Below are 25,257 nucleotides of genomic sequence, written 5' to 3'. Positions count from 1 at the left end.
TTGTTATGTTAGTCACTGGGAGTATTCAGTAATCTTGCTGATACTTTTGTACTGAGCGGTTACTTCAAACAACTGCCCATCCCTAAGCTCCAATACTCGATCAGCCATTTGTATTGTTTCCTTGCGGTGAGCGATAAGAATGCGAGTAATGTTAAGTTCAGAAAGAGAACGATTAACGGCACTTTCTGAAGCAATATCCAAATGAGAAGTCGCTTCATCTAAGAACAGTATTTTAGGGCTGCGATATAACGCCCTCGCAAGAAGCACTCGCTGCTTTTGTCCACCCGAAAGGCTTGAGCCCAAGTCACCAACAAGCGAGTTGTACTGCATTGTCATCGCCATAATATCTTGATCAATGGCTGCCATTTTTGCGCATGCCTTAACACTATCTATATCGAGATTTGGATCAAATTGACCGATATTTTCGGCAATAGATCCCGACAACAATTCATCCGACTGCATAACGGTCGCTATTTGACGTCGATACTGAAGGTGTCCCAGTTCATCCAGGCTTTTCCCATCGACAGTTACTTCACCAGATTCAGGTTGATACAGCCCAAGCATGACTTTCATCAATGTCGTTTTTCCACCTCCTGAAGCCCCAACGATTGCCACACACTCTCCGGGCTCAAACGTTGCTCTCAGATTCTGGAATAAATAAGGCTCTCCCGAGGAATGGCGAAAAGATATATTATTGATGCTCAGCTGACCTGACATATCATGATTTTGCTTGGAGTGTAAGTGGGATTCCTGTTCAGCTTGTGCCAAATCAGAAAGGCGTTCTAAATGTAAACCCAGCATTTTGAACTCAATGAGCTTATCGACTAGTGAAGAGAAGCGCTGTATAAGTTGCATTTTATAGGCCATGAACGCCATGAACATGCCGATAGTAAAAATTTCATCTCCACCTGAAGCCATAACAAGCTGTGAGCCAAGAAAAATAACCAGAACATTTTCAACACCAAAAAGAAAATTCTTGGAAAGGTTATAGGCCAGATTTAACCGCTCTACTCGTACATTGAGGTTCAACGCCTTTGTATAATGGTTCTGCCAAAGAGCCTGTCGTTTTGCTTCAATACCAAAAAGCTTTATGGTCTGCATTGCACGCACATTTTCCATAAAGTTGGTGTTTTCAGTTGCATCAGCCACAATGGCTTCTTCGGAAATTTCATGAAGTGGTCGGTACCACAAACAACGCAATAAGAGGTATAGCAGCATAGCCGCTGATACTACCCACGCAAGTTGCGGACTATAGAGATAAATCATGACTAACGTCATCACTGCCATGATGCCATCAATAACGGCTTCCACCATAGCTGTTGTTAGCATTTGCTTTATTTGTTCCAACGACCCAAATCTGGATACGATGTCGCCCATATGGCGCTTTGAAAAAAAGCTCAAGGGTAAACGCATTAAGTGCTGGAAAAGATTGAAGGCCAGTTGCTGGTTAAGGGTCGCACCAAGGTGGATAACAACAAAGCCACGCAATGCACTGGTCGCTACATTAAGTAAAACCACTAAGCCAAAGCCCAGTGCGAGCATTGAGAGCAGGCTTTGATCAAAACTCACGATCACTTCGTCTATCGCGAGTTGCATATAATACGGGCTCGCCAAAGCAAACACCTGCAATATGCACGACAGCGCAAAAAGCTGAAAAAGAACAGGTTTTAGGCCATTTACCGAGTGAATAAACTGAGAAAGTCTCATCTTCACCCTGACATCTTGTTTTTTGAAGGCTTTTGTCGGCGTTAACTCTAGCGCTATTCCGGTAAAATGATCACTTATACTCTCCAGAGACAGAGTCCGTTTACCTATAGCAGGGTCAACAATCGTCACAGACTTATTAGATACCGATAGAAGCACCACAAAATGATTCATGTCCCAGTGAATGATACAGGGTAATTTTAAATGGCCCAGCTGTTCGAGAGTCAGTTTTAACGCTCGACCAGCTAAATTCAACTCGTCAGCAATATTAATAAGCTGTTGTAAATTAACGCCTTTTAGGGTCTGCGTATACTTATTTCTAAGAGAATTCAAATCTGATTTATAACCATAACTGTCCGCAATCATAGCTAAACACGACAAGCCACATTCTGCAGCTTCTGACTGGAGTATTGTTTTCAATGCTTAATATTCCCTTATTAACCTTACCATGCAGATAGACCTAAAGCCCTAAAACTCCACAACTCCTCTCAAACTAAACAACGGTTCCATTAACCACTCAGCTAATGACCGTGTATCAGTAATAATGTCAGCTTCAAGTTGCATTCCTGCTTGTAAAGGCACTTCTTTTCCGTATGCCTGAACTGTTTGTTTGGCAAGCTTTGCTTTAATTCGATACATAGGTTCAGTATTCGCAATAGGAAGAGTGAATTCTCCTGGAAGAATAATATTTCCTGTCATTTCATATATTTCAGAATCCAACATGCCGAATTTTTGAAACGGAAATGCATCGAGTTTTATTCTTGCGACCTGACCTTTAGAAACAAAGCCGAAAGCACTCGTGGGAACCATCAGCTCTGCATATAAAACCGATCCTTCAGGCAAAATACTCGACATATACTGCTGTGGCCGAAGTAATTGACCTACTTTTATATCTAAACCCGTCACTCGGCCAGTTGATGAACTACGTAAAAGGATTTCACTTTTTCCGGATAATTCAGTCAAACGATTCTTTTTCTGAGACTCAGATAATAACAGGTCTTGTATTTCTTTTTCTTCTTCGAGGGGTAACTGTTCGAGTTCTATATTGAGGTTACGTATCTCCTGCTCTTGAAGTGCAACTTTTGCTTTTAGGGTGACAATATCTTGTTGTAGTGTTAGCAAAAGGTCTCTTTGACTCTCTTCATCAATGTCTGACAAAAAGCCTTTCTCTGACATCTTTTCATAATTAAAAAGTCGATTTTCAGCCATTAATTTACGCGATTCGGCCTGAATAATTTTCAGATTAATCAATTCGATCTGAGTCTGTTTCGAGTTAATCTCTTCATTGAATGCTCGTTTCCTGTTTTCGAAAAGCTTATGTGTTCGAATCTTCTGATCATTAATTATTGAAAGCTGCTTATTAATTTCTTCTGAAAGAATATCATTCAGGTCTATCCCTAAATCTGTACTGTGCTTGTATTTAAGCCTAAACAAAGGCATTCCATATTCTATGTACTGCCCTTCCTGAATAAAAACCTCTGTCACATAAACACTGCCAGGCGAGTAAGTTTTAATAACACCTTTATTCGGCAGTAAATAACCACTTACTGTTTGTTTTTTCTTATACTCTGCATTAAAAATAAAAAACATACCACTGAGGAATATTAAAACCAAAAGAAAGAAAAAAGCCCGGTGGCTTAATGGTTGAGAAAGAGTTACATCTCCCCAAAGTTTATTATATTGATGATTTACCGCTTCCCGGCGAAACATGGGCAAGATCTCTTAATTTTTAACATTCCCAATTTTTGTATTGTCACAGAAAATAACTTATCTTTCAAAGTGCTCCCAATAAAAACAAACAGCCTAGTTACATACCATATTCATAAAAATCAGAAGATTAGGCTAGGATAAACATTTAGAGCAGAATCATTAACCGATTGACTGGAATTGCAAGAACTAAATTGTTTACCTATTCTTTTGTGCCTCTGGTCTCATATTAGATAAAAGTTAAGGTTCCTAAATAGCTAGTTCTCAGAATAGTACCGTTTCATTCATATTTTAGGAGTGACTGGCTTTAGAAATTGAGTACCTCTGGTTAAGCACCAAACATGCAGCTTCAAGTTTGATCTTTGCAGAAAATGGACGACGTTATCTTATAATGATACAGCTCTTTCTTTAGTGCTGTCTTGACCACCTAAAATGCTGTTCGGGGTCATTACCACTGCACTTGGTACTTACAAATTTAAATAGTTTTTTACGCGGGAATATTCGAGCTGACGACGATACATAATGCCTAGCCCGTTTTGTTGTTAAACTACAACAAAAATAGCTTATGCACGCTTATGGTGCCAATTATGTACGCTTTTAGGGGAATTATGCAGGCTTATGGTGCAAGCAACACAAACGCCAGATGGGTGGAGACCCCCACCAGCCACATCCCGGCACACACGTCGCTCGCTGCGGCTGCTCCCTTCCAGGCCTGACCGGGTTCACGAGTTAGTGTTGCGGGAGGACCAATGGGGGCCTCCATAGATTCGATGTCTCACTGGTAACCCTTTCAGGTAATTGCGAGAACGGGACGGATTATCCACTAACCCCAAAGACAATGCAAGGCATTGGCAAGCCGCGTGCTGCTGACTGCTGGATTATTACCCATCTGCCGGGTTCCCTTTATGTACTTTCGAATTCGTTGAGTAAATATTCGGCCAGCGAGGCGCTGCCCAACACCAGCAGCCAAGCGACTAAAACAGGATTAGGCACTTCAAATTCGGGGATCACCACCAGGGTGGCAAAGGCAATCGCCGGTAATACCCAGTTGAGCCTTGTTACCCAGACAAGCTGATTCTGCTGGTACAGGGTCTGAAGTGCGACGATGACACCTATGATGCACAGTACAACCAAGGCGGCCGGTGTCAGCCCACCGAGCCATAAAGGCACTGCCAGCAGTAATGGCCAGCCATAATTCGCTTTAACCGGGCGCCAGTAGCGAGCGGCAAGCCAGATGAAACAGACCGCCAGCACCTGCAGCAAGGTATACGCGGCCTGGCCTGCCAGTTTTTCTTCGCCCTGCAAGGCCAGTAAGCCGGCATCCATGGCGATCACCACAGCAAAGAGTAACGCCGCAACCTGCCAGTTGCCCCGGGGCGAGAAAGAGACAGTCAGGACAGGGAGCATCATCAGCAGGCTCACCGAGAGGGCGAGCGGCTGAAAAGGCAATACGGCGCCAAACATGCCGATACCCATTAACAGCAACACAGCGGACACGCCGCCTTGCGGCAACAGCCACAGTGCGGGGATGGCCACCGCAAGCACGGTTAAATGATGCTGTGCGAGCCCAAGGGCGCTGACCCCGACAATGGTCAGTAACATGCTCATGACAGCCAGGATTGTGGTATATAACATTTGCACCTCCCTGCACAAATTGTTACCCAGGATCCCAATATGGACGACTTTAAGAATCAAATCTACAGCCAGATCGCGCAGATCCCCGACGGCAAAGTGTCGACTTACGGTGATATTGCCCGCTTTGCGGGCTTTCCCGGTTATGCCCGTCACGTGGGAAAATTGTTAGGCCAGTTGCCGGAAGGCTCTACACTGCCCTGGTTCCGGGTGATCAACAGTCAGGGGAAAATTTCACAGCAGGGTGATGACTTCCTGCGCCAGCGGCAATGTCTGATTGCTGATGGCATTGAGGTTTCTGTTACGGGCAGGATTGCTTTGAAGCGTTACCGTTGGGATGGATACCCAGAAGAGAGATCTCCTGAATAAGCAAAACCCGGCATAAAAGCCGGGTTTTAAGTATAAGGGTGCGGTTATGCAGTTATTGTGCTGCGCGTACCAGCATCAGATCCAACTGAGTGGTTTTGGCCGGATCGGTAATCACATGATTGGCAGTATCTGTGATGAACAGCAGCTTACCGTTCACTTCGATTCGCGCGCTCACGGCATAGGTATGAGATGGCTTAATCTCTTCTTCCATATACTGGAGGCTGAATGAAAAAGGCACCTGCTTGCCTGCAGCCAGGTACGACTGGCGGCTGATCACTGTCGCGGGCACATCCATCAGAGAAACATCTGACAAGGTCACCGTAATCAGCGCATCATCCGGAAGCGCCATACGCTCACGATACGTCAGATTACCTTCAACTTTTTCGACACCTGCTTCTTTATTGATCATATTTGTACATGCTGAGATAACCATAGCCGTGACCAATAAGGTTAGTAACGCAAACATCTTTTTCATCGTTGTACCCTGCCCTTGATATTCCTCCCACAAACTGATGGTTCTAACACTTCAGAACCTTTCGCCTTGAGTTTATGGATAACTAACTGTAAAAATTTGGCTAATAATAGCATTATAACTGGAGCTCCGATGAGCAAAGAACTGAACGAACTTCTCAATCTGTTGCACTTAGAACAACTGGAACAAGGTTTGTTCCGCGGCCAGAGTGAACATCTTGGTTTACCCCAGGTTTATGGTGGCCAGGTCATCGGACAGTCCTTGTCAGCAGCGAAAGAAACTGTGCCTGAGAACCGGTTTGTCCATTCCTTCCACAGCTACTTCCTGCTGCCGGGTGATCCGCAAAAACCGATTATCTACGATGTCGAAAACCTGCGTGACGGTAAAAGCTTCAGCACCCGCCGGGTAAAAGCAATTCAGAACGGTCGCCCTATCTTTTACCTGACAGCGTCTTATCAGGCGCTGGAAGACGGCTTTAACCACCAGTTCCCAATGCCTGAAGATGCCCCACCACCCGAGTCTCTGAAGCCTGAACAGGACCATGTCAAAGCCATCGCAGACCAGCTGCCCCGCAAATTTGTCGAGACCTTTGGCTGCGAGCGACCGATTGAAGTTCGTCCGGTCACTGTGGTCAATCCGCTCCATCCTCAATCAGAGGCGGCCAAACAATACCTATGGATAAGAGCCAATGGTGAAATGTTGAACGATCCTCGCATTCACCAGTACCTGCTGGCCTATGCCTCAGACTGGGGTTTCCTGGTCACCGCCCTTCAACCACATGCCGTCACGTTACTGACCCCGAAAATGCAGGTGGCCACCATAGATCACTCCATGTGGTTCCACCGCCCGTTCCGTATGGACGACTGGCTGCTTTATGTCATTGACAGTCCATCAGCCAGCGGCTCACGCGGTCTGGTCCGGGGTGAGATTTATAACCGTGACGGCGAGCTGGTTGCTTCCGCCGTACAGGAAGGTTTGATGCGTAAACGTGAAGACTGATTTATCTGGAAGACGATCATCTAAAAGACGTTCATCTTGCAGACATTCACCTTACAGACCTTGAGCACTCACTAACGGCAAAGCTCCCGGAATAGCAATATGCCACCATTATCCCGGGAGCCATTTATAGTGAATGACTTGTACATTTTTGTCAGGCTGATGTCAATTTTCTGCTGTCTCGGCAGGTGCTTCTTCCAAATGCTGGAGATGATCACTTACCTGCTGCAACTGGTACATTTGCCAGTACTGTTTGCGCTCAGAAAGCAAGCTGAAATGCGTGCCTCTTTCAATCACTTCCCCATGATGCAATACCACAATCTCATCGGCATCCATGATGGTTGAAAGCCGGTGCGCAATTACCACAATACTCATGTTCTGACGCAGCACCGAGAGCGTATGCTGAATTTTTTGCTCTGTTCCTGAATCTATATTGGCAGTCGCTTCGTCCAGTATCAGCACTTTCGGCTGCTCCACCAGTACACGGGCCAGTGCCAGTAACTGCTTCTGTCCGGCAGACAGGTTCACTTCCCCGCCTCCCAGCACAGTGTCTAAACCAAACTCGTACTGTTTTATCTGTCCGGCCAGGCCGACCGTCTCTAATGCGTGCCAGATCTGATCATCAGTCATCTCCCGCCCCAGGCTGACATTTTCCCTGACGGTATCACTCAGTACGTGCGGATCCTGCTGGACCATGGCGATGCCCTGACGAAGCACAGGCCGGCTCAGGCTTTCCAGCGGACGGCCATCTAACTCGACGCCGCCTTCGGAGCTTGGATAAAAGCCCATCATGAGCGAAGCCAGGGTACTTTTGCCGCTGCCCGTATGCCCGACCAGTGCCAGAAACCCCTGATGCGGTAGTTCGAGATCAATGTTGTCCAGCACTTTCTGCTTGCCGTCATAGCTGAAGCTCAGCTTACGGCATGCCAGATGCCCGCTGGTCAGCGCCCTTTCATCCTCACCGTATGCTTGCTGACGCGAGTCGATCAGCGCAAAGATCCGCTCGCTGGCCACCAGTGCCTGCTGAAGCAATGATAATTGCTGTGTCATTTCGATCAGCGGTTCGGTGACCCGGCCCAGATAGCTCAGAAACGCATACAGCACCCCGACCCCGATAAGATCTGTGCCACCAAAACCAAACAGCGCCACCAGCGTCAGCAAGGCTATCCCGGACAGCAGATCAATCAAGGGCCGCAATAACACGCTGTTCAGTTTGGTGACCCCGATTTGCGCCCTGAGGTGCTGATCGGTCAGCCCGGCAAAATAGGCACTGAAGGCTTTTTCCTGCCGCATAAGCTGGATCAGACTCATCCCCTGGATGGACTCGCTCATCGAGGAGTTAATGTCCGCCAGCAAATCGCGCATGCGTCGATAGGCACTGGCACTTTTGTGCTGGTACACCACCATCACACCCACCACAACCGGCAACAACGCCATTACCACCAGGGTCAGACGCCAGCTCATGATAAACATCACAGTGAGCATCACCACAATCAAAGTGACGTTCTTTAAAAAGGTCGCAATCACAAAAACATAGAAATCTTTAATCGATTCAGTGTCATTGGTCAGCCGGGAGATCAGCTTGCCGCTGGGCATGTAATCAAAGGCCGACAGAGGCTGGTTCATCACCCGGGTAAACAATTGCTTGCGGACTTTCTGCACCACGCCGATGGCAATCTGATTAAAACGCAGCGACTGGGCGTATTTAAACGCTCCCGCCAGCATCATCAGCGCAATATACGCCGCCACTAACGCCGCGACATCGGCCGCCGGAAACTGATCAACGGCGATATAGTTATCGATAAAGCGCTGCAATAACCAGGGACCGGACACATCCGCCAGTGAGGCCACGAACAATAACGCGATAGCAATAAACAGGTTGCGCTTATCGTCCAGCGCGTACCTGAGCAGCCGTTGTAATACCGCCCGGTTAACTGCCTGTCTTTTCATTGCCCCTCCTCAATGGCTTGTTCCAGTTTCTGGTAGCGGTGCATCTCGGCGTACCAGTCATCATTGATCAGCAAGTCCGCGTGCGTTCCACGCTCGCTCACCTGACCGTGCTGCAGCACGACGATTTCATCGGCCTGCTCCAGCGCGGTCAGGCGATGGGCAATGACAATCACGGTTTGCCGCTGAGGCTGACTGCGCAGATTACGCAGGATCCTGTGTTCTGTTTTGCCGTCGACGGCCGACAGCGCATCATCCAGTACCAGAATTTCAGCATTGAGCAGCAGCGCTCTGGCAATCGCAATGCGCTGTTTCTGGCCGCCGGACAGCGTGATGCCCTTTTCTCCGACCAGAGTGTTATACCCCTCAGGAAACAGCATGATATCTTCATCAATACAGGCTAATCCGGCAGCGTGACGGATGGCATCTATACTGGCATCCGGCCTGCCCAGCGCAATGTTATCGGCAATCGAGCGGGAAAACAGGAAGGGACTCTGGCTAACCACCGCAAAACGGCTGCGCCATTGCTCCAGGAGTGCATCGCGGATACACACGCCGCCATACGCAATGCGCCCATGGCTCAGCTCTTGCTGGCGTAATAGCAGCGCCAGCAAGGTAGATTTACCGCAACCTACCGGCCCGGCCAGCCCCAGCATCTGACCTGCCGACAAGTGGATCGCCAGCTCCTGCAGGGCAGGCTGGCGCTGCTGCGGCCAGGAAAATGCCTCAATCCGGATATCCAGCGCCTGACGGGTGTCCGCCAGTGCTTTGGCGCCGCTGACGATAGTCGGGGCCTGATCCAAAATTTCCTGCAGGCGTTTCCATGCCGCTGAGCCGCGCTCAAGAATATTGAACAGCCAGGCAATGGCCAGCATCGGCCAGATCATCAACCCCTGATACAGAGTAAAAGCGGTCAGATCGCCCAGAGTCAGTTCCCCCTGATGAATTAAATAGGCCCCGCCACCGACACTGAGGAAAAAGGACATCCCGATTGTCAGCTGGATCACAGGGTCAAACTTGGCATCCACTTGCACCACCCCGAAATTCTTTTCACCGGCATGGTCAACGACTTTCTCAAACGCGGCCTGCTGCCTTTGCTCCAGACCAAAAGCACGGATCATCCTGACGCCGTTCAGCGATTCCTGCGTGGTGTCCGTCAGGGCGGAAAAAGCGGCCTGCGATTCGCTGAATCTGTCATGCAGCTGGCTGCCAAAGCGCGAGACCAGCAAGGCCATAACAGGCATAGGCAGGAGCGCTAAAATCGTCAGTTGCCAGCTGAGCTGGGTCGTCATGATCAGCAAAACCGCCAATCCGGTGATCAGCGAATCCGCCGCGGTCAGTACGCCTTCTCCGGCTGTCATCACCAGCGCATTGACATCATTGGTTGAACGGGCCATCAGATCACCGGTTTTGTGGCGCTCAAAAAAATTCGGCGCCTGCCGGGTAAAATGGCGATAGAGTTTGTCTCTGAGCACAGTGCCCAGTTTCGCGGCACTGCCAAACAACCACAGACGCCAGACTATCCGCAACACATACACCAGCACCCACATCGCGGCCAGTCCGCCCAGCCACATCAGCATGGTGTTGATGGTCATTTTGCCTTCAACCACACCGTCGACTATCCAGCCTATGGCCCGGGGTGGAATCAGTTCAAAAAAAGCAATAATGACAAAAATAGCGATCGCGCCGCCATATCGCCGCCACTCTTGCCGAAAATACCACCTGAGTTGCCAAAAAACCTGCATGTTTCCTCCAGCAAAGCACGGTCTGCTCACGAGAAGTAAGCCGAAGAACAGAAAAATATTATAAAGTCGGGTGGATCGAGAGGATAAAATCACTCGTCACACTGAGGTGACAATCTAGCAACATATTGGCAAAAAGGCAGGCTGGTTATCAACCCAAATGTAAGGAATGGCAGCAAAACAGCAGGTGATGCTGCCTATTTTCACAGCGTTAACGGAATATTTGTTTTTATACAGTACTTTTTCAATACAAATCAGAGATTTATAAAGGAAGCGCTGTGGTGTATTTCAGGGGTTCCATGGCAAACGTAGAGGTCACATTGGTTAATCCGCTGATACTGTTGACCAGTTTTTTATAAAAGCTGTCAAACGCAGACATATCTGCCATCTGAACTTTCATCATGTAGTCGTATTCTCCGGCCATCCGGTAGAACTCCATCACTTCCGGAAACTCACTCACTGTCGCGACAAAACGGTGATACCAGTCCTGAGAATGATCGCTGGTTTTTATCTGGACAAAGGCAATGAATGACAGGCCTAATTTGACCGGATCCAGCAAGGCCACCCGCCGCTTCAGTATCCCCGCTTCTTCCAGCCGTTTTAAACGTTTCCAGCAAGGAGTAGTAGTCAGATTGACAGCTTCTGCTAAATCATTAAGCGACAGACTGGCATCCATTTGCAGCAAGTCCAGCAGCAATCGGTCCGTGGTATCTATTTCCGCTGCATTCTTTTCGGCCATATTTTTCCCTGAAATGTTTATTTTGAAGAAAAAATTTCTATAATTAATCAAAGCAACAATAATAATAGCAAAGAAATTTCCTCCCGTTAGCGTAAACTTTCATTGAGTTAATCAGCCAATTTTCAAGGATGTTTCATGCGTCACGATCCACTCTGGGTGAACCAGGCCATCAGAAAAATCGAAGCCGACTTTCAGCGCTCAGCCGATACCCATCTCATCAAGCTGGACATTCCGGCCATTGAAGGGATCGACCTGTATCTGAAGGATGAAAGTACTCACCCGACCGGCAGCCTGAAGCACCGTCTGGCCCGTTCTCTGTTCCTCTACAGCCTGTGCAATGGCTGGATTGGCGAGCACACGACTATCATCGAATCCTCGTCTGGCAGCACCGCGGTTTCCGAAGCGTATTTTGCCCGCTTGCTGGGCTTGCCGTTTATTGCCGTGGTCCCCCGCCGGACTGCCCGTAAAAAAATTGAACAAATTGAATTCTATGGCGGCCAGGCACATTTTGTAGACGACCCTTGCCAGATTTATGACGAATCTCGTCGTTTGGCTGAAAAACTGAACGGTCATTACATGGATCAGTTCACCTACGCGGAACGTGCCACCGACTGGCGCGGCAATAACAATATTGCCAAGAGCATTTTTGAACAGATGCAGTTAGAAGCGCACCCGATACCAACCTGGATCGTCATGAGCGCCGGCACAGGCGGCACCTCCGCCACCATAGGCCGCTATATTCGTTATCAGATGCACGACACCCAGCTATGTGTGGTGGATCCTGAGCATTCGGTGTTTCACGATTACTACCTCACCCGGAATCCCGCCCTGAAAGGTGAGCGCGGCAGCCGTATTGAAGGAATTGGCCGCCCGCGTGTCGAGCCAAGCTTCATCCCGGACGTGGTCGATGACATGCGCACCATTCCGGATGCAGCCAGTATCGCAACCGTTCACTGGCTGGAAAAACTGCTGGGCCGAAAAGCCGGGGCTTCTACCGGCACCAACCTATACGGCGTGCTGCAACTGGCCAGTGATATGAAAGCACGCGGCGAACAAGGCTCCATCGTGACCTTGCTGTGCGACAGTGGCGAGCGCTACCTGGATACCTATTTCGACACCGATTGGGTGGCCAGTAACATAGGTGATATTCAGCCTTACCTTGAGCAACTGGCGGTCTTCGAACAGACAGGGCAACTCAGTTGATCCTACTCTCCCGGTAAGTGCTTGTAACAAAGCAGGTGGCTTGGCATATCCTGACTCTCAGGGTAGGATGTGCCTTCATTTTTGAACCAGATTCGGAGCAACACCATGCGCAAAGCCGTTGTCGTTTTCAGTGGCGGACAGGACTCTACCACCTGTTTAATTCAGGCTATGGCCAATTATGATGAAGTCCATTGCATCACTTTTGACTATGGTCAACGCCATAAACTGGAAATTGAAATTGCAGAGGCCATTGGCAAAGACTTAGGTGTTGCCGCGCACAAGGTAATGGACGTCGGCCTGCTCAATGAACTGGCCATCAGCTCACTGACCCGTGACAATATTCCTGTGTCCCATGAGCTGCAAGATAACGGCTTACCCAATTCCTTTGTGCCGGGTCGTAACATACTGTTCCTGACGCTGGCAGGCATTTACGCTTACCAGATAGGCGCAGAAGCCGTCATTACCGGTGTGTGTGAAACCGACTTCTCCGGCTACCCGGATTGCCGTGATGAATTTGTGAAGTCACTGAATCAGTCACTGGTACTGGGCATGGATCGTCCGCTGCGCATTGAAACGCCGCTGATGTGGCTCAACAAAGCCGAAACCTGGGCGCTGGCCGATCAGCACGGTAAGCTGGATTACATCCGCAATCAGACCCTGACCTGTTACAACGGTGTGATTGGCGACGGCTGCGGCAACTGCCCGTCTTGCGATCTGCGCCGTGAAGGCCTGGAGTCCTACCAGAGCAACAAAGACATAGTGATGAAAGCGCTGACCGACAAGCAGGCTGCAAACCGGGCGTAAATACCGATCTAACACCTTCCGAAACCAGCCGCCACGGCGGCTGGTCTATCATCGGCATCTTCATTTTCTAGCCGATTTCGCACAACATACTGATGGAAATAAATAATTTAAAAAATCCGTTCTAGCAAATCTCACCCATCCGCTGCGCCCGTTTCAGCATACCTTCAAAAATTGCTTCGCTAATCTCAACAGGAAAATCAGCTGGCAACGATGCCCGGACGGTTGCCACCGCCGCAGGGACTTTGTTCCGCACCTCATCTAAAATCGCCTGCATTGCATTTTCATCAAATCCGGCAGCTTTAGCAGTAGTCAGAAAATGACGGGGAAAAATAGAATACCACTTGTATTGACGCCCCTTAGTACCGTGCAGCCCCATGGCCATTTTCACTTTGCGCTCCGAGAGTCCGGCGCCACCCATCACCGGATAGACAGACAGAATGTCGTACAGCGGCGTTAACCGGAATGCACTATCTGGCAGCAGGTACACCGAAAAGTTCTTTGCGTGGCCGTCTGTCGCAGCCAGTAACCAGAACACGACCTGAGCACGCATGAAAGTTGCGCGATCCTGCTCTGGATACGCCGAGCCAAGCAGAAAAGTCATGATATCGACAATCCCAGGTCCGCCGTCACTCTCATATTTAAGACCAGGAGAAACGCCGAGTACCTGGCAGAAATCCTCCTGCGGCAGGCGCATGATCCACTGACGATCAGAGGCCAGGCGGCGGTCAAACCGGGTGACCGACAGCGCCCGGATATCACCCGTAGTCATCATCTCAGCCTCTGCAACCGGCAACCCCAGCGCAGCAGCCAGGCGTAAACATACCAGCTCATTTTCGACACTGGCGCTTAAATCAATGGTATGAGAAGGGCTTTGTATCGTACCGATCGGCAGCTTGATTATATGTGTGGTCGGGGTGCTGCCCATTGGCAGATGCCACTGGCCCTTCTGTCGAAGCAGGGCTGTTTTTTCCTGCGCACCAGCAATGGAGATTCGAAAATCCACTTCATTGCTAATCATTCCTAGTGGTGCGTCGGCCCGGTAGCCCTGTAGAATTTTGCGCAAAGCCGTCTCATTCAGTACCTTGCTGTGAATCGCACGCACAGCTTCCGGCTGATATCCGGACGGATAAATCTGTAGCGCGCCGACACAGTCCATACCGACCTCGGCCAGCAGGTCAAACGGCTGACTCGAAGCCGCATGATAGCGGGCAACAATCCGCTGGCGGATCTGCATATTGTCCGGCAACAGATTATCGAAAAAATTATAAACCACTTCCCCTTTAAACCGACGTCGTCCCAGAGGTAATGACAGGGAGATCGGACGCGCTCCCGGTGTATTCAGCCAGCTCTCGCTATACCAAAATTCATGAGCGCCGGATGGAGAGCGATGCAGTGTGCCAATCGGATAACCATTCATCGCAATCATGAGATCAGCCATTTACCACTCTTCCTTCCACTGAGTTGCCGTTGAGAGGGCTTCGCCGCGCGGACAGATCTCCAGCTCCAGATCCAGTGCCGCCAACAGCTTGAACAAGGTATCAAGGCGGCTCCCGTCCGGGGCATTCTCAAATTTCGAAACTGTATCCTGCCGTAGCCCGACCTTACGGGCAACGACACTCTGTGACTGGCCCTGCTTCTTGCGCTGATCTTGCAGCAGGTGACTGAGCTGACGGGCGGAAGTGACTTTCACTGTTAACTCCTTACACGCGATAACCGGTAAAACCAATATTACACGCATTACCGTGTAAAGACAAAAATACACGGTAATGCGTGTAAAAAACAAAATACACGGAGTTGCGTGTAAAAAGCATCATTCAGTAGTAAAGCACTCACCGACAAACATATTTTTCTCATTACTGCCGAACCAGTCATCCCTCAAGAGAGGGTCCGCGGACTCAACTGATCTCGCTGCGGCTATCGACCAGCCTGCCGTAATCAGGCTAAACGCTGCTGGCAATTGTTACATTGGCTGGGTGGCTGAGTTATTTCCCACTCACTCGTCAATAAACTGCCAGGTATCCGCCCCATCAAATAAACGGATCCGAACCGACCTGATCTCCCGGGCTGAAAACATGCTGTAATTCACCGCGAGCCGATCACTGCCGGAAGCAGGTGCCGAAGAATAATGTGTCACGCAGCCGCAGCGTTTGCAGCGATGAAAATGAATGCATTTATCACCGTGCTCATAATACTCGGAGCCAAACTCCCCCACCTGAATATCCACCTCTGATTCGGTCAGATACCCCCACAGTGCCCCGTAACGGTGGCAGAGCGAACAATTACAGCGGGTGGCGGTTTCGGTAAGTCGTGCAATGGTTAAACGGACATTGCCGCAATGGCACTGGCCTTGATACATACCTGACACTCCTTTTCTTGATTGAATGCCGATGATGACTTTACCCCGGCCAGTGCGCCAGCAAAAACTGCCAGACCGCCTGCGATGCTTTGGTCCGTTCGCCGACACAGACAAGCTGTATCGGGCTGCGCTCTGGATGGCGCCAATCTGTCAGCACAGGCACTAACAGGTTCTGCTGGCATTCCTGCTGCACGAAAGCAGGGTCAACCATAATAATCCCCAGCCCTTCACACGCCATGTCCACCAAAGCCCGGCTGTTGTCGGTTTTGATTGCCGCGGCCACTTCAACCGTTTCTGTGTCGCCGCTCGCGTCCTGAAAAGGCCAGAAATTAAAGCGACTGGTCGTATTTTCAAACACCAGGCAATCGTGCTGCGCCAGTTCATGCGGCGCTTGAGGGCGGCCCCGCTCAGCAAGGTAACGCGGCGAGGCAAACCATCCCCAGTGCTTGTTCCCGATCTTTCGGGCAATCAGGGAAGAGTCCGGTAGCTGACCGATACGAATGGCAATATCAATTTTCGCATCCAGCAAGTCGACCGTCTGATCATCCAGACTCAGCTCAATCACAATATCCGGATACGTCTGGCGCAGTTGTTTCAGCACCGGCACCACAAAGCGCTGCCCCATCAGAATACTGGCACTGATTTTCACCCGCCCTTTCGGTGTCTGTTGCGTTTCGTCAATGATGCCATGCAGGTTCGATAATACCACCCTGAGATCACCAGTGCCCAGCAACAGGTTGCGGCCAACATCCGTCAGCTGCAGTTGCCTGGTGGAACGGTGCAGCAAAGGCTGACCAATAAACTGCTCAAGCTGGCGAATTTTCTTGCTGACCGAAGATCGCGGTAAATGCAGTTCAGTCGCTGCTGCCTGAAAGCTGCCGCGCTCTGCCACCAGATGAAAGACGTGCAGCAGCGGCAAGTTGAGGTATGACATATCCATCCCTGTTCGTTTCCATTCTGGAACCAGTCTGTAGCCATATTGGTGCCTTATTGGCAATAGATCAAGCTGATACGCTGTCCACACAGCTAGAGACAAGCTCACAGGCAGGAGAAATACCATGAAAGGAAAGACATTTTTAATCACTGGCGGTACAGCCGGTATCGGGCGGGCACTGGCGGAACATCTGGTTCAGTCCGGCCATCAGGTCATCATCACAGGTCGAGATCAAGCCAGAGTTGATACGGCAGCACAGACCATTGGCTGCGCCGGGTATGTGGCAGACAGCGCCCGTTCAGCACACATTAAACAGCTTGCGGCCACGCTGAAACGTGACAATATTCAGCTTGATGGTCTGGTGCTGAACGCCGGTGTTTTCTACCCCGAATCTATGCTGACGACCACCGAAGCAGCCTTTGATCTGACCATGGACATCAACACCAAAGGGCCGTGGCTGACGCTGCAGCAGCTTCATCCGATCCTCAGCAACCCTTCCAGCGTGGTGTTTGTTTCCAGCATTGTCGTCAACAAGGCGTTTGCCAACAGTGCAGTGTATTCTGCCAGTAAAGCCGCATTTGAAGCGATTGCCCGTGTTGCTAATCTCGAATTCGCGCCGCAGGGTATTCGGATTAACTCGGTTCGCCCCGGTGTCACCGCGACAGAGATTCAGTCTAAAGCCGGAATGACCACAGAGCAGCAACAGGCGTTGTTTACCTCACTGGATAGCACGCCATTGGGCCGTGTGCTATCGCCCGGCGATCAAATCGGTGCCATTGAGTTCTTGCTTTCCGATCAATCGCTGGCCATGCGTAATGCCGTGCTGGAAGTCAATGGCGGGTACGGGCTGTAAATAAGCCGGCCCGCTGGAAAAACAGCCATCCGTTTTGCGTGATCTGCATACTGCCCTTCAGCCATAGTCTGAAGGGCGTTTTCTTGGTGAGTTTGTTTCATCACTGCTTTATCAATGACCATTTATGCGTATAATCGCCGCTCTGTTACGTCATACCAACGAGTGATGAATCTCCAATGTCAAAATTTTTTTTCAAAGGCCGCAGGGATGTAATGCAAAACCATGCGCAGTCGGGTTATAACGTAAACCGTGGCGTCAAGGCAGGTACTGAAGAAGCGCCCGTTTCTGTCGTGGTGAACACAGAAGCACGTAAAGCGGAGATTGAAGCGCTGGTTGCTGAACACGCGCTCGTGGCCGATATTGTCGTCGATGCCACTCAGGAAGAAAACACGGTTGAGCTGGATACGCTGCTGAACAAGCCCGCCACCATCACCTTTGAAAAGACACCCAACCGCAACGATCCTTGCTCTTGCGGCAGCGGTAAAAAATTCAAAAAGTGCTGTGGCTAACGCGACCTGAGTCGCTTTGCCTGAGCATCTATACCAGAGCATCTTTCAGCGACCTGCCTATGAACGACAAAAACCTGATGTTCATACGCAGGCAGCTCCGCCTCTTTTCCAGCCGTCTGTGGCTTTTTCAGCGACCTGTTGCAAATTCCTGCTTGTCTTCCAGCGCCTTCAGTGCACTTTGTAATGGCAGCACAAGCTGTTTGGGATGAGCCTGAGTCAGAGACACAGTGCTGCACGCCTGAAAATGACAAAACTGCGCGACAGCCGCAGCAAACGCCGCCATCAGCAGCTCCTCATCAAAACTATGATTTTCAATGTGCAGGGATTTGATTTCCAGATGGCTGATTTTTCGGTGCGCCTTGCAATCCATCCGTCCGATAAATTCACCGCGGTACAGTAGCGGCAGGCAGAAATAGCCATACTTTCGTTTGGCGGCGGGCACATAGCATTCAATCTGATAGTCATAGTCAAACAGCGATTTGAGCCGATCCCGCTGAATCACGGCATTGTCGAACGGCGACAGGATCAGCATCCGCTGATTCAGCCGGGGAACCGGGCGCTCCAGTGCCCCGGCGTCCATCACAAAGACTTCTCCGCTGCTGACTTTCACTTGTTCCAGCTCGCCCATCGCCAGCTTTTCCTGCACTAAATCTTTCACCGCTTTGCGCAGGTCGGTGCTGCGGCGCAGATAAGTCAGCCCCTTCATCGACATCAACCCATGACCACGCAGTTGACGGTCCAGCAAATGCGCTGCGAATTCCGCCATATCCGGCATTTGAGTGTTCACATGCGAAGGCAGTACCCGCTCGGTTAAATCATAGGTTTTCTGAAAGCCTTCGCGACTGCTGACCATCAGGTCGCCTTCCATATACAACTGTTCAAGCGCTTTTTTAGCGGGTTTCCAGTCCCACCAGCCTGCCCGCTTGCTGGAATTGGTGTCCACATCACGCGAACGTATCGGGCCTTCGGCGCGAATGCGTGCCAGCAGTTCTGTCATGAGTTTGCTGTCACGCTCTTTGTACCAATGCGTCTGGCCGCATTTGATCGCGTGTTTGTAGGGTAAGGAGAAACGAAAATCTTCGATGGGGATAAATGCCGCCGCATGGGTCCAGTACTCAAAAATGTCGCCATCGAGCAACAGCTGATGAGTCATGTCCGGCCTGAAATTCGGTACCCGGGCGTGAAACACATGATGGTGTGCGCGCTCCACCACAGAGATGGTGTCTATCTGCACATAACCTAAGTGGTTAATCGCTTTGCGTGCTCCGGCCAGGCCGCGTCCATAAGGCTGAGCCTGGAGTAACCCCTGTGCAGCCAACGCCAGACGCCGTAAACGCGCCAGATCCTGCGGCCGTTTTATTTCTATCACTGTCATCCTTCCCTAGCGTGTAATTTCACTGCCCTATCGTATCAGGATCAGCACCCGATATTGAGAGCGATGAAGCGTAATCGGCAATGATGGCTTTGATCTGATTCTGCGTCCCGCTCCGGTTACTAACCTTCGGCCCTTCACATAAATACGGAAGGCAGAGCCTTCCGTTCGATTTATGTAACAAGGTAAAACTTTGCTTATACCAGCTCGGCCAGCATGGTATCTGAGTATTCGGTCAGTGCTTCACCGGCTCGGACTTTGGCAACATAATCCGGATTGGCAATCAAAGGACGACCAATCGCCAGCAAATCGAACTTGCCGCTGGCAATCGCCTGACTGCCGCTTTCCGGCGTAAAACCGCCCACGCCGACCAGCGTCTTGCTGTAACGCGAGCGCATATACTCAGAAGCCGTGCCGCCCAGATAATCAAATTCCATCTGGTCGTCAAACACGCCCACATGCAGGAAGGCCAGGTTACGGGTTTCCAACTCACCCAGCAGGTAGTCAAATACTTCGCGATCGCGGGCATCGGCATCAATATTGAAGTAAGCCCCCGGCGACAGGCGCAGCGCAGTGCGGTCTTCACCAATGGCTTTCACGACAGCATCGACCACAGCCAACGGGAAACGCGCCATGTTTTCTGGGTTTCCGCCGAATTCATCTTCACGTACGTTGCTGCTGTAATGCAGGAACTGATCGATCAGATAACCGTTCGCGCCATGGATCTCGACCCCATCAAAACCCGCTTCCAGTGCATTGATGGCGGCCTGAGCGTAATCGGCAATCAGCTCTTCGATCTCTTCCTTGCTCGCCGGTTTCGGTTCGAGATACGTCAGCTCACGCATCCGCGGCACTGTGCCTTCCACACCCAGCGCGGAAGGAGCCAGCACAAAATCGCCGCCAAAGAAATGGGGATGTGCCACACGGCCGGTGTGCCATAACTGAGCAAAAATTTTACCGCCGTTGTCATGCACTTTATCGGTAACGTTACGCCAGCCTGCAATTTGTGCCGGTGTGTACAGCCCTGGTGTGTTCGGATAGCCCTGCCCGTCCGGACGGATGATGGTGGCTTCACTGATGATCAGACCAATCTCCGCACGACGGGCGTAGTAATCGGCCATCGCCTGAGTCGGCACCAGCTCATCATCCGCCATACAGCGGGTTAGCGGCGCCATCAGAATACGGTTTTTCAGTGTGATTGAGCTATTCAGTGCGAGAGGTTGAAACAAATTTTCCATTAGGGACACCCTGTGATCATTTCTTGAACGCCCATTCAAATTAGTCGATCTTGAATGCGCGTTCAAGTATTTTTTGAATGCCCATTCAAGATCGGATAAAATCCCTGCAAGCCACATGGATAAGAGAAAATTAATGCGCAGCGCCGAATTTGACCGCGAAACGGTATTACATTCCGCTATGGATGCCTTTATCGCCAAGGGTTACAGCAAAACCAGCATGCAGGATCTCAAGCAGGCCACAGGGCTGCATCCGGGGTCCATCTATTGTGCGTTTACCAATAAACGCGGCTTGCTAGTGGCAGCGCTGGAGCACTATCAGGCTGAACGGGACAAAGTTTTTGTGCAGTTATTTGACAGCCAACCCACAATCATGGCTGGTATTGCGGCCTATCTGGAGCAAATGGTGATCGAATGCGAGCAGGAAGAGATTAAAGATTGTCTGTTGCAAAAAGCCCTGAGTGAACTGGCGCGGGACGATAAAGAGATTGAGCGCCTGATCAGCCATAAACTGAAAGACTGGGAGCAGCTGTTTGTCTGTAAATTTGAACTTGCCCAACGGAACGGCGAATTGTCAAATCAGCGCAATGCAAAAACACTTGCCCGTTACCTGGTCATGGGAATTTACGGCATCCGCGCCTATTCCCACACCTGCCCCGCACCTGGTGTGTTGCGCGAGCTGAGTGAAGAGTTGTTGAGAAATATTCAGGGGAGATGATGCTTCGGGAAACAAAGCGGCCCAAGTCTCTGAGCCGCTTGCGATTAACAGAAGACAAGATGAACACTACAAGCTGAGGTTAGTCGTAAACAGGAGCGTCAAAGTTGTACCCTTCATCGGAATAAGCGGTCACGATTGCATCGTCAACCAGGCCTGATTCCGCTTTAACCTGGGTTTCAAAAAAGTGTTGAATTTGTTGCCGGCGACCATGCGCAGACCAGTCTTCTGCACTTGCCCAGATCTCGTTAAACACGATGGGATAGTCGTTTCTTGTCGCACTCGGGTGGTCGATCTGGCGGGTCAGTGTGTACTGAACGCAGCCTTGCTCGCGAAGCGAATCCGGCTCCAGTGCTTTCAGTACGTCAAACAGTTCGGCTTCTTTGCCTGCTTTGGGTTTAAATTGTGCCAACACATAAACGCGACTTGTCATTCGATTTCCTTTCTATTTCTGAACGTTAAGATGATGTCGTTTGCAAACGATAGCATAGAAGTGAGAAAGTTGAAGGCCGCCAGGTGCAATGTGGTGAAATGACGTCAATCGCGAATAAAGCTGAGGCATACGCCTTCACTTCATTGATTGACGCCATCTTCAGTCTGTCCTGAATAGCACAGAGTAAGCTATTGATTTATCATTACGCGCCGGATTCTTACTCGCTAGCGTTGGCACCTGACTGGCGCTGAACAGCGGATAAAAATTGACGAAGGACTTCGTCTTTACATTCCCGGAAGTGCTTGTTGTCTGGCTTGCGGAAAAAGGCGCTCAGTTCATGCTTGCTTAAGCTTACACCGACAGTCTGCAGCATCTCAAGAATATCTTCCGCTTTTAAATTCAACGCAATACGTAATTTCTGGAACACCATATTGTTGTTCAGATGATCTTCCGGTTTGGGTTGCTCGCCATCACGCTTACCACGTTTGAAATTAATCAGCCCATTCAGAAACACGGCTAACTCAGTGTCAGTCAGCTTGATAAAGGTCTCGGCAGCGTCTTTTTCTAACCAACCCGCAACCTGTTCTTCGGTTGCGCTGAAATCCGCCATCGCGAAGATTTCAATCATAGTATTGTTTTTAAAATCAAAGGTATCACGTACACGACGCAAGATATCATTATTGGTCAAAATAGATCCTAGTCTTAGGTATGCCATGGCAATCAACACGATTGCTGGAGAGCGGTGATCTTACCAGACTTGCGAGCCAAGCCCTATCAATTGCTCGTGTCGCCGCTGGAGAAAGATCCGAATGACACAGGCTCTCTGCGCAGGCTTAGCCACATTTGAACAATCAGGTAAGGAAAGTTGGAATCAAGAGCAACAGCGAACAAGGTGCAAACCCTTTTTGCTACAGTGCCCGTCTTTCAATGTTTAAGCTCGTTTCACAGCAACCACCGAAAATGTATGCCAGTGTTTCATTTTACCCAATGTCGTCTTAGCATCTTCGTCACGCTCGCTGAACCTGATAATGTCAAAGTCAGTAAACAGCGCTTTTACATGCTCCTCAGTAAGCGGTGTTGTCAGGCTTCGGTATTGTGAAGCCCAACTGTCGTTAATCCCCATGAAATCGCCAGCAAATACACCACCGGCTTCAAGGCTTGATTCAATGTTTTCCCAGGTGCTCTGAAAATTAGAAGGCTCAGCAAAAAAGAGGCTTGAGTTGGCAATAACGAGGCCGGATCTCGGGTAATCGTAAACGTCAAATGAAGACTGGCTGATTTCAACTAACGCTTTAGCTGCAAAACGATCACGGCAGATAGCGACCGACTCAGGGTTAATATCAAAGCCGTAAACTTGATAACCTTGTTTTTCAAGATACTCTATATCGCTACCGGTTCCACAGCCACAATCAACTGCTACAGCCAGGTTCGACTCATTTAACTTTGCGGCAAACTCAGTTCTCTTTAAATGAGCACGAGCCAACGCTTTTTCATAGAATTGTCGCCAGACCTCTGTATTTTCATCCATGTGCTAATCTTTCCTTGCGAGAAGAAAATGAAAACCCAAAGACAGACACAAGAATTTGTTAGAGTATTCAGAAATGCCTTTGGGTTCTTTGGTGTTGTCTAAGGCGGTTTGAACGCCGGATTCGTCACCTGTAAAAAATTCTAGGCCGCTTCCTCATTTAGCGACTTATCTGCTTTCTCTTTTTTACTATCTTCATTAATCATATAAACCGAACGAACAGCAGCCATAAATAAGATTAATTTCAAAAAACCAAGTGCACCAGGAAACCGTTCTAACTCGATGTAGATTATAATCGAATTCACCAAATGATAGATTAAAAAGACAATTGCTGCCCATAGCTTCCGTTTGTAGAGAAAAAAGGTTAAAACACCCAGCAAGAAAACATCAATCAACATCCAGGGATCCAACATGTATTGAACTCTGGCATCTGAACTTGTTTGAAAAAATCCAGCAATGGCTAAAGTCGCTAATATAAAAATCATCAATATCGACACATAAACAGATACTTTTACAATCCGTTGTGCCATGACAATATCTTTTGGTCCCTGAAAAACAGCTGATAGAAAACTTTGAGACATACTGCATCCTAATTTTAAATTATCTTTAAAGATTGAAACTATCACATACCAAACATCACGATCATATATACGGAGATGTAGCTATCACCAAAAAACTCTATTGACGCCATAATCATTCATATTGACTCCCTGCTTTCAATCACGACTGATTTTTGGTTATTATTACTATTGGTGATCAAATAGAAACCAACAGCAGAAATAATTGAAATCACAATCACACTAGACCAAGTAACACTATAGCCATAACGATCAATAAAATATCCGACAACGACAAAGCTTGGCATAACCAAGAGACTCCTGAGCGTCACGAGTACTCCTTGAATTCTCCCTCTGTGACTGGACGGAGAGTTATTCGCCAAATATATTCCCTCTTTTGTCAGTAACAATACTTCTCCGGAAGATAAAAACAACCAAGCCAGAAAATGTACAGGAATAGTTGGAAAAACCATCACTAGCATATATCCAAAAGCAAACATCAAGCCAGCATAGGCCAAACAGACAGTCTCCGCTTTACTCGACGTAAGTTTCATTAAAAGAGGCGTAATAAGCACGACCAGCACACAGGCATAGGTCATTAACTGGCCAAATATGATTGGACCCGATTCACCAAATATATAACTTAAATATAATGGGCTTGCCATTGTCATTTGGTGTAAAGAGTACCACAACAGCCCACAAAATAGCGTAAAGAATAAAAGCCTTGGTCTTGCACTCAAAACAGCCCATATGGTTCCTTCAACAGGCTGTTCTAACTCATTTTCGTTAATTGCTTCATTTTCTGGTTGTACCTGAATAAAAGCAGCCACAATCAAAACCCCAAACAATGCAGCAAAGCCATTACCAAAGAATATCCATTCCGTAAAATGCCAGAATAAATACCCCGCTATGATTGGACCTAAAGCAGAGCCAAAATTATATGCGAGATAACTCAACGACATCACCGCATCACGATTATTAACATTAGAGAGGTCTGCAACTAAAGCGTTACTTGCTGGCAATGACAAACCAACAAAGAAATAAGATACAAATAAAAACACCGGAACTAACACAGATGATTCAGGAAAAAAACCACAGAAAATAAGAAATATAGCACCTATAAACTCGCCAAATACCATGACCTGCTTATGCCCAAATACATCTGATAGTTTCCCGCCTAAAAAGCTACCCAAAAGATAAGTCCCTGTCACCCCCATAGCGAGAGAACCTGCGACCGTGGCTGAATAACCCAGTTTATCTGTTAAAAGCAAGACTAAAAATGGAATAATGAAATTACCCATTCCTAAAATCATTCGTGCTAACGCCAGGTAATAAATATTACTTGGTAAGCCCCGATAAATTGAAATCGCTGACAATAATTTCTGTACCATGAAACTCCTGTAACATTTTCGATACCCACAGAGTTCTCAGCCGTCTAAAGCAGAGACTGGGG

25 protein-coding genes and 1 other RNA gene are annotated in these 25,257 nt (G+C 49.0%); 7 read left to right on the top strand and 19 right to left on the bottom strand.

Annotated features, from left to right (window positions below):
* Positions 1-12 precede the first annotated feature (12 nt).
* The 4 genes from L6J37_RS09255 to L6J37_RS09240 all read right to left on the bottom strand — a co-directional run bounded on the left by L6J37_RS09255 (position 13) and on the right by L6J37_RS09240 (position 5,046).
* Entirely contained in the window at positions 13-2,124 is a 2,112-nt protein-coding gene (locus tag L6J37_RS09255; RefSeq protein ID WP_237794850.1) for a peptidase domain-containing ABC transporter, read from the bottom strand.
* Between the two features lie 48 nt (positions 2,125-2,172).
* Positions 2,173-3,414, bottom strand: coding sequence for an HlyD family secretion protein (locus L6J37_RS09250; RefSeq protein ID WP_218383668.1), 1,242 nt, complete (start codon positions 3,412-3,414; stop codon positions 2,173-2,175).
* Between the two features lie 652 nt (positions 3,415-4,066).
* Positions 4,067-4,163, bottom strand: an RNA gene (gene ffs / locus L6J37_RS09245) — signal recognition particle sRNA small type.
* Between the two features lie 151 nt (positions 4,164-4,314).
* Positions 4,315-5,046: a hypothetical protein gene (locus L6J37_RS09240; protein ID WP_192014765.1), complete on the bottom strand. Its 732-nt coding sequence runs from the start codon at positions 5,044-5,046 to the stop codon at positions 4,315-4,317.
* A gap of 39 nt (positions 5,047-5,085) precedes the next feature.
* Between L6J37_RS09240 and L6J37_RS09235 the strand changes: the two genes are divergently transcribed.
* Positions 5,086-5,412 carry an MGMT family protein gene (locus tag L6J37_RS09235; protein ID WP_192014764.1) on the top strand — a complete coding sequence of 109 codons (327 nt, stop codon included), beginning with the start codon at positions 5,086-5,088 and terminating at the stop codon, positions 5,410-5,412.
* Between the two features lie 52 nt (positions 5,413-5,464).
* Here the strand turns inward: L6J37_RS09235 and L6J37_RS09230 are convergent, their stop codons facing one another.
* Positions 5,465-5,887, bottom strand: a complete 423-nt coding sequence (locus L6J37_RS09230) for a YbaY family lipoprotein (protein WP_192014763.1) — start codon at positions 5,885-5,887, stop codon at positions 5,465-5,467.
* Between the two features lie 129 nt (positions 5,888-6,016).
* Between L6J37_RS09230 and tesB the strand changes: the two genes are divergently transcribed.
* Positions 6,017-6,883: an acyl-CoA thioesterase II gene (gene tesB / locus L6J37_RS09225; RefSeq protein WP_192014762.1), complete on the top strand. Its 867-nt coding sequence runs from the start codon at positions 6,017-6,019 to the stop codon at positions 6,881-6,883.
* Positions 6,884-7,045: 162 nt separating this feature from the next.
* On the opposite strand, the gene L6J37_RS09220 is transcribed toward tesB, so the two are convergent.
* From L6J37_RS09220 to L6J37_RS09210, 3 genes are all read right to left on the bottom strand, one after another.
* Positions 7,046-8,830 (bottom strand): SmdB family multidrug efflux ABC transporter permease/ATP-binding protein, encoded by a 1,785-nt coding sequence (locus tag L6J37_RS09220; protein WP_237794849.1) that lies wholly within the window; start codon positions 8,828-8,830, stop codon positions 7,046-7,048.
* Positions 8,827-10,572 (bottom strand): ABC transporter transmembrane domain-containing protein, encoded by a 1,746-nt coding sequence (locus tag L6J37_RS09215; protein WP_192014760.1) that lies wholly within the window; start codon positions 10,570-10,572, stop codon positions 8,827-8,829. The genes L6J37_RS09220 and L6J37_RS09215 overlap by 4 nt, the downstream gene beginning before the upstream one ends.
* A gap of 259 nt (positions 10,573-10,831) precedes the next feature.
* Positions 10,832-11,308: an Lrp/AsnC family transcriptional regulator gene (locus tag L6J37_RS09210; protein ID WP_192014759.1), complete on the bottom strand. Its 477-nt coding sequence runs from the start codon at positions 11,306-11,308 to the stop codon at positions 10,832-10,834.
* A 135-nt stretch (positions 11,309-11,443) separates the two neighbouring features.
* Here L6J37_RS09210 and L6J37_RS09205 point away from each other — a divergent pair, with 135 nt between their 5' ends.
* Positions 11,444-12,511, top strand: coding sequence for a PLP-dependent cysteine synthase family protein (locus tag L6J37_RS09205; RefSeq protein ID WP_192014758.1), 1,068 nt, complete (start codon positions 11,444-11,446; stop codon positions 12,509-12,511).
* Between the two features lie 105 nt (positions 12,512-12,616).
* The gene (gene queC / locus L6J37_RS09200; RefSeq protein ID WP_237794847.1) at positions 12,617-13,315 is read left to right on the top strand and encodes a 7-cyano-7-deazaguanine synthase QueC; all 699 of its coding nucleotides are present in this window, start codon (positions 12,617-12,619) and stop codon (positions 13,313-13,315) included.
* A 121-nt stretch (positions 13,316-13,436) separates the two neighbouring features.
* Here the strand turns inward: queC and L6J37_RS09195 are convergent, their stop codons facing one another.
* The 4 genes from L6J37_RS09195 to L6J37_RS09180 all read right to left on the bottom strand — a co-directional run bounded on the left by L6J37_RS09195 (position 13,437) and on the right by L6J37_RS09180 (position 16,611).
* Positions 13,437-14,753, bottom strand: a complete 1,317-nt coding sequence (locus L6J37_RS09195) for a type II toxin-antitoxin system HipA family toxin (protein WP_237794846.1) — start codon at positions 14,751-14,753, stop codon at positions 13,437-13,439.
* Positions 14,754-15,005, bottom strand: a complete 252-nt coding sequence (locus L6J37_RS09190) for a helix-turn-helix domain-containing protein (protein ID WP_218383703.1) — start codon at positions 15,003-15,005, stop codon at positions 14,754-14,756.
* A gap of 303 nt (positions 15,006-15,308) precedes the next feature.
* Positions 15,309-15,671: a GFA family protein gene (locus tag L6J37_RS09185; RefSeq protein ID WP_237794845.1), complete on the bottom strand. Its 363-nt coding sequence runs from the start codon at positions 15,669-15,671 to the stop codon at positions 15,309-15,311.
* Between the two features lie 40 nt (positions 15,672-15,711).
* Positions 15,712-16,611, bottom strand: a complete 900-nt coding sequence (locus tag L6J37_RS09180; RefSeq protein WP_237794844.1) for a LysR family transcriptional regulator — start codon at positions 16,609-16,611, stop codon at positions 15,712-15,714.
* A gap of 118 nt (positions 16,612-16,729) precedes the next feature.
* On the opposite strand from L6J37_RS09180, the gene L6J37_RS09175 reads away from it, so the two are divergent.
* A complete protein-coding gene (locus L6J37_RS09175) occupies positions 16,730-17,458 on the top strand; it encodes an SDR family NAD(P)-dependent oxidoreductase (RefSeq protein WP_218383706.1) in 729 nt (242 codons plus the stop codon).
* Positions 17,459-17,634: 176 nt separating this feature from the next.
* Entirely contained in the window at positions 17,635-17,967 is a 333-nt protein-coding gene (locus L6J37_RS09170; protein WP_027254000.1) for a PBPRA1643 family SWIM/SEC-C metal-binding motif protein, read from the top strand.
* A gap of 127 nt (positions 17,968-18,094) precedes the next feature.
* Here the strand turns inward: L6J37_RS09170 and L6J37_RS09165 are convergent, their stop codons facing one another.
* Positions 18,095-19,336 (bottom strand): winged helix-turn-helix domain-containing protein, encoded by a 1,242-nt coding sequence (locus L6J37_RS09165; RefSeq protein WP_218383707.1) that lies wholly within the window; start codon positions 19,334-19,336, stop codon positions 18,095-18,097.
* Positions 19,337-19,536: 200 nt separating this feature from the next.
* Positions 19,537-20,577 carry an alkene reductase gene (locus L6J37_RS09160; protein WP_192014746.1) on the bottom strand — a complete coding sequence of 347 codons (1,041 nt, stop codon included), beginning with the start codon at positions 20,575-20,577 and terminating at the stop codon, positions 19,537-19,539.
* A gap of 133 nt (positions 20,578-20,710) precedes the next feature.
* Between L6J37_RS09160 and L6J37_RS09155 the strand changes: the two genes are divergently transcribed.
* On the top strand, positions 20,711-21,292 hold the full coding sequence (locus L6J37_RS09155) for a TetR/AcrR family transcriptional regulator (RefSeq protein WP_192015046.1): 582 nt from the start codon (positions 20,711-20,713) through the stop codon (positions 21,290-21,292).
* A gap of 79 nt (positions 21,293-21,371) precedes the next feature.
* On the opposite strand, the gene L6J37_RS09150 is transcribed toward L6J37_RS09155, so the two are convergent.
* The 5 genes from L6J37_RS09150 to L6J37_RS09130 form a co-directional block, all read right to left on the bottom strand.
* Positions 21,372-21,722, bottom strand: a complete 351-nt coding sequence (locus tag L6J37_RS09150) for a putative quinol monooxygenase (RefSeq protein ID WP_027253994.1) — start codon at positions 21,720-21,722, stop codon at positions 21,372-21,374.
* Positions 21,723-21,939: 217 nt separating this feature from the next.
* Positions 21,940-22,410, bottom strand: coding sequence for a DUF1456 family protein (locus L6J37_RS09145; protein ID WP_192014745.1), 471 nt, complete (start codon positions 22,408-22,410; stop codon positions 21,940-21,942).
* Positions 22,411-22,653: 243 nt separating this feature from the next.
* Positions 22,654-23,250, bottom strand: a complete 597-nt coding sequence (locus L6J37_RS09140; RefSeq protein ID WP_237794843.1) for a class I SAM-dependent methyltransferase — start codon at positions 23,248-23,250, stop codon at positions 22,654-22,656.
* A gap of 140 nt (positions 23,251-23,390) precedes the next feature.
* Positions 23,391-23,828 carry a hypothetical protein gene (locus L6J37_RS09135; RefSeq protein ID WP_237794842.1) on the bottom strand — a complete coding sequence of 146 codons (438 nt, stop codon included), beginning with the start codon at positions 23,826-23,828 and terminating at the stop codon, positions 23,391-23,393.
* 116 nt (positions 23,829-23,944) lie between these two features.
* On the bottom strand, positions 23,945-25,195 hold the full coding sequence (locus tag L6J37_RS09130; protein WP_237794841.1) for an MFS transporter: 1,251 nt from the start codon (positions 25,193-25,195) through the stop codon (positions 23,945-23,947).
* Between the last annotated feature and the right edge of the window lie 62 nt (positions 25,196-25,257).

Origin of the sequence: Photobacterium sp. WH77 (assembly GCF_022014395.1) — a bacterium.
In the GTDB taxonomy this organism is placed as follows: domain Bacteria; phylum Pseudomonadota; class Gammaproteobacteria; order Enterobacterales; family Vibrionaceae; genus Photobacterium; species Photobacterium arenosum.
Note: the sequence above shows the minus strand (reverse complement) of the source record. Positions and strands in the feature narration are given on the sequence as shown.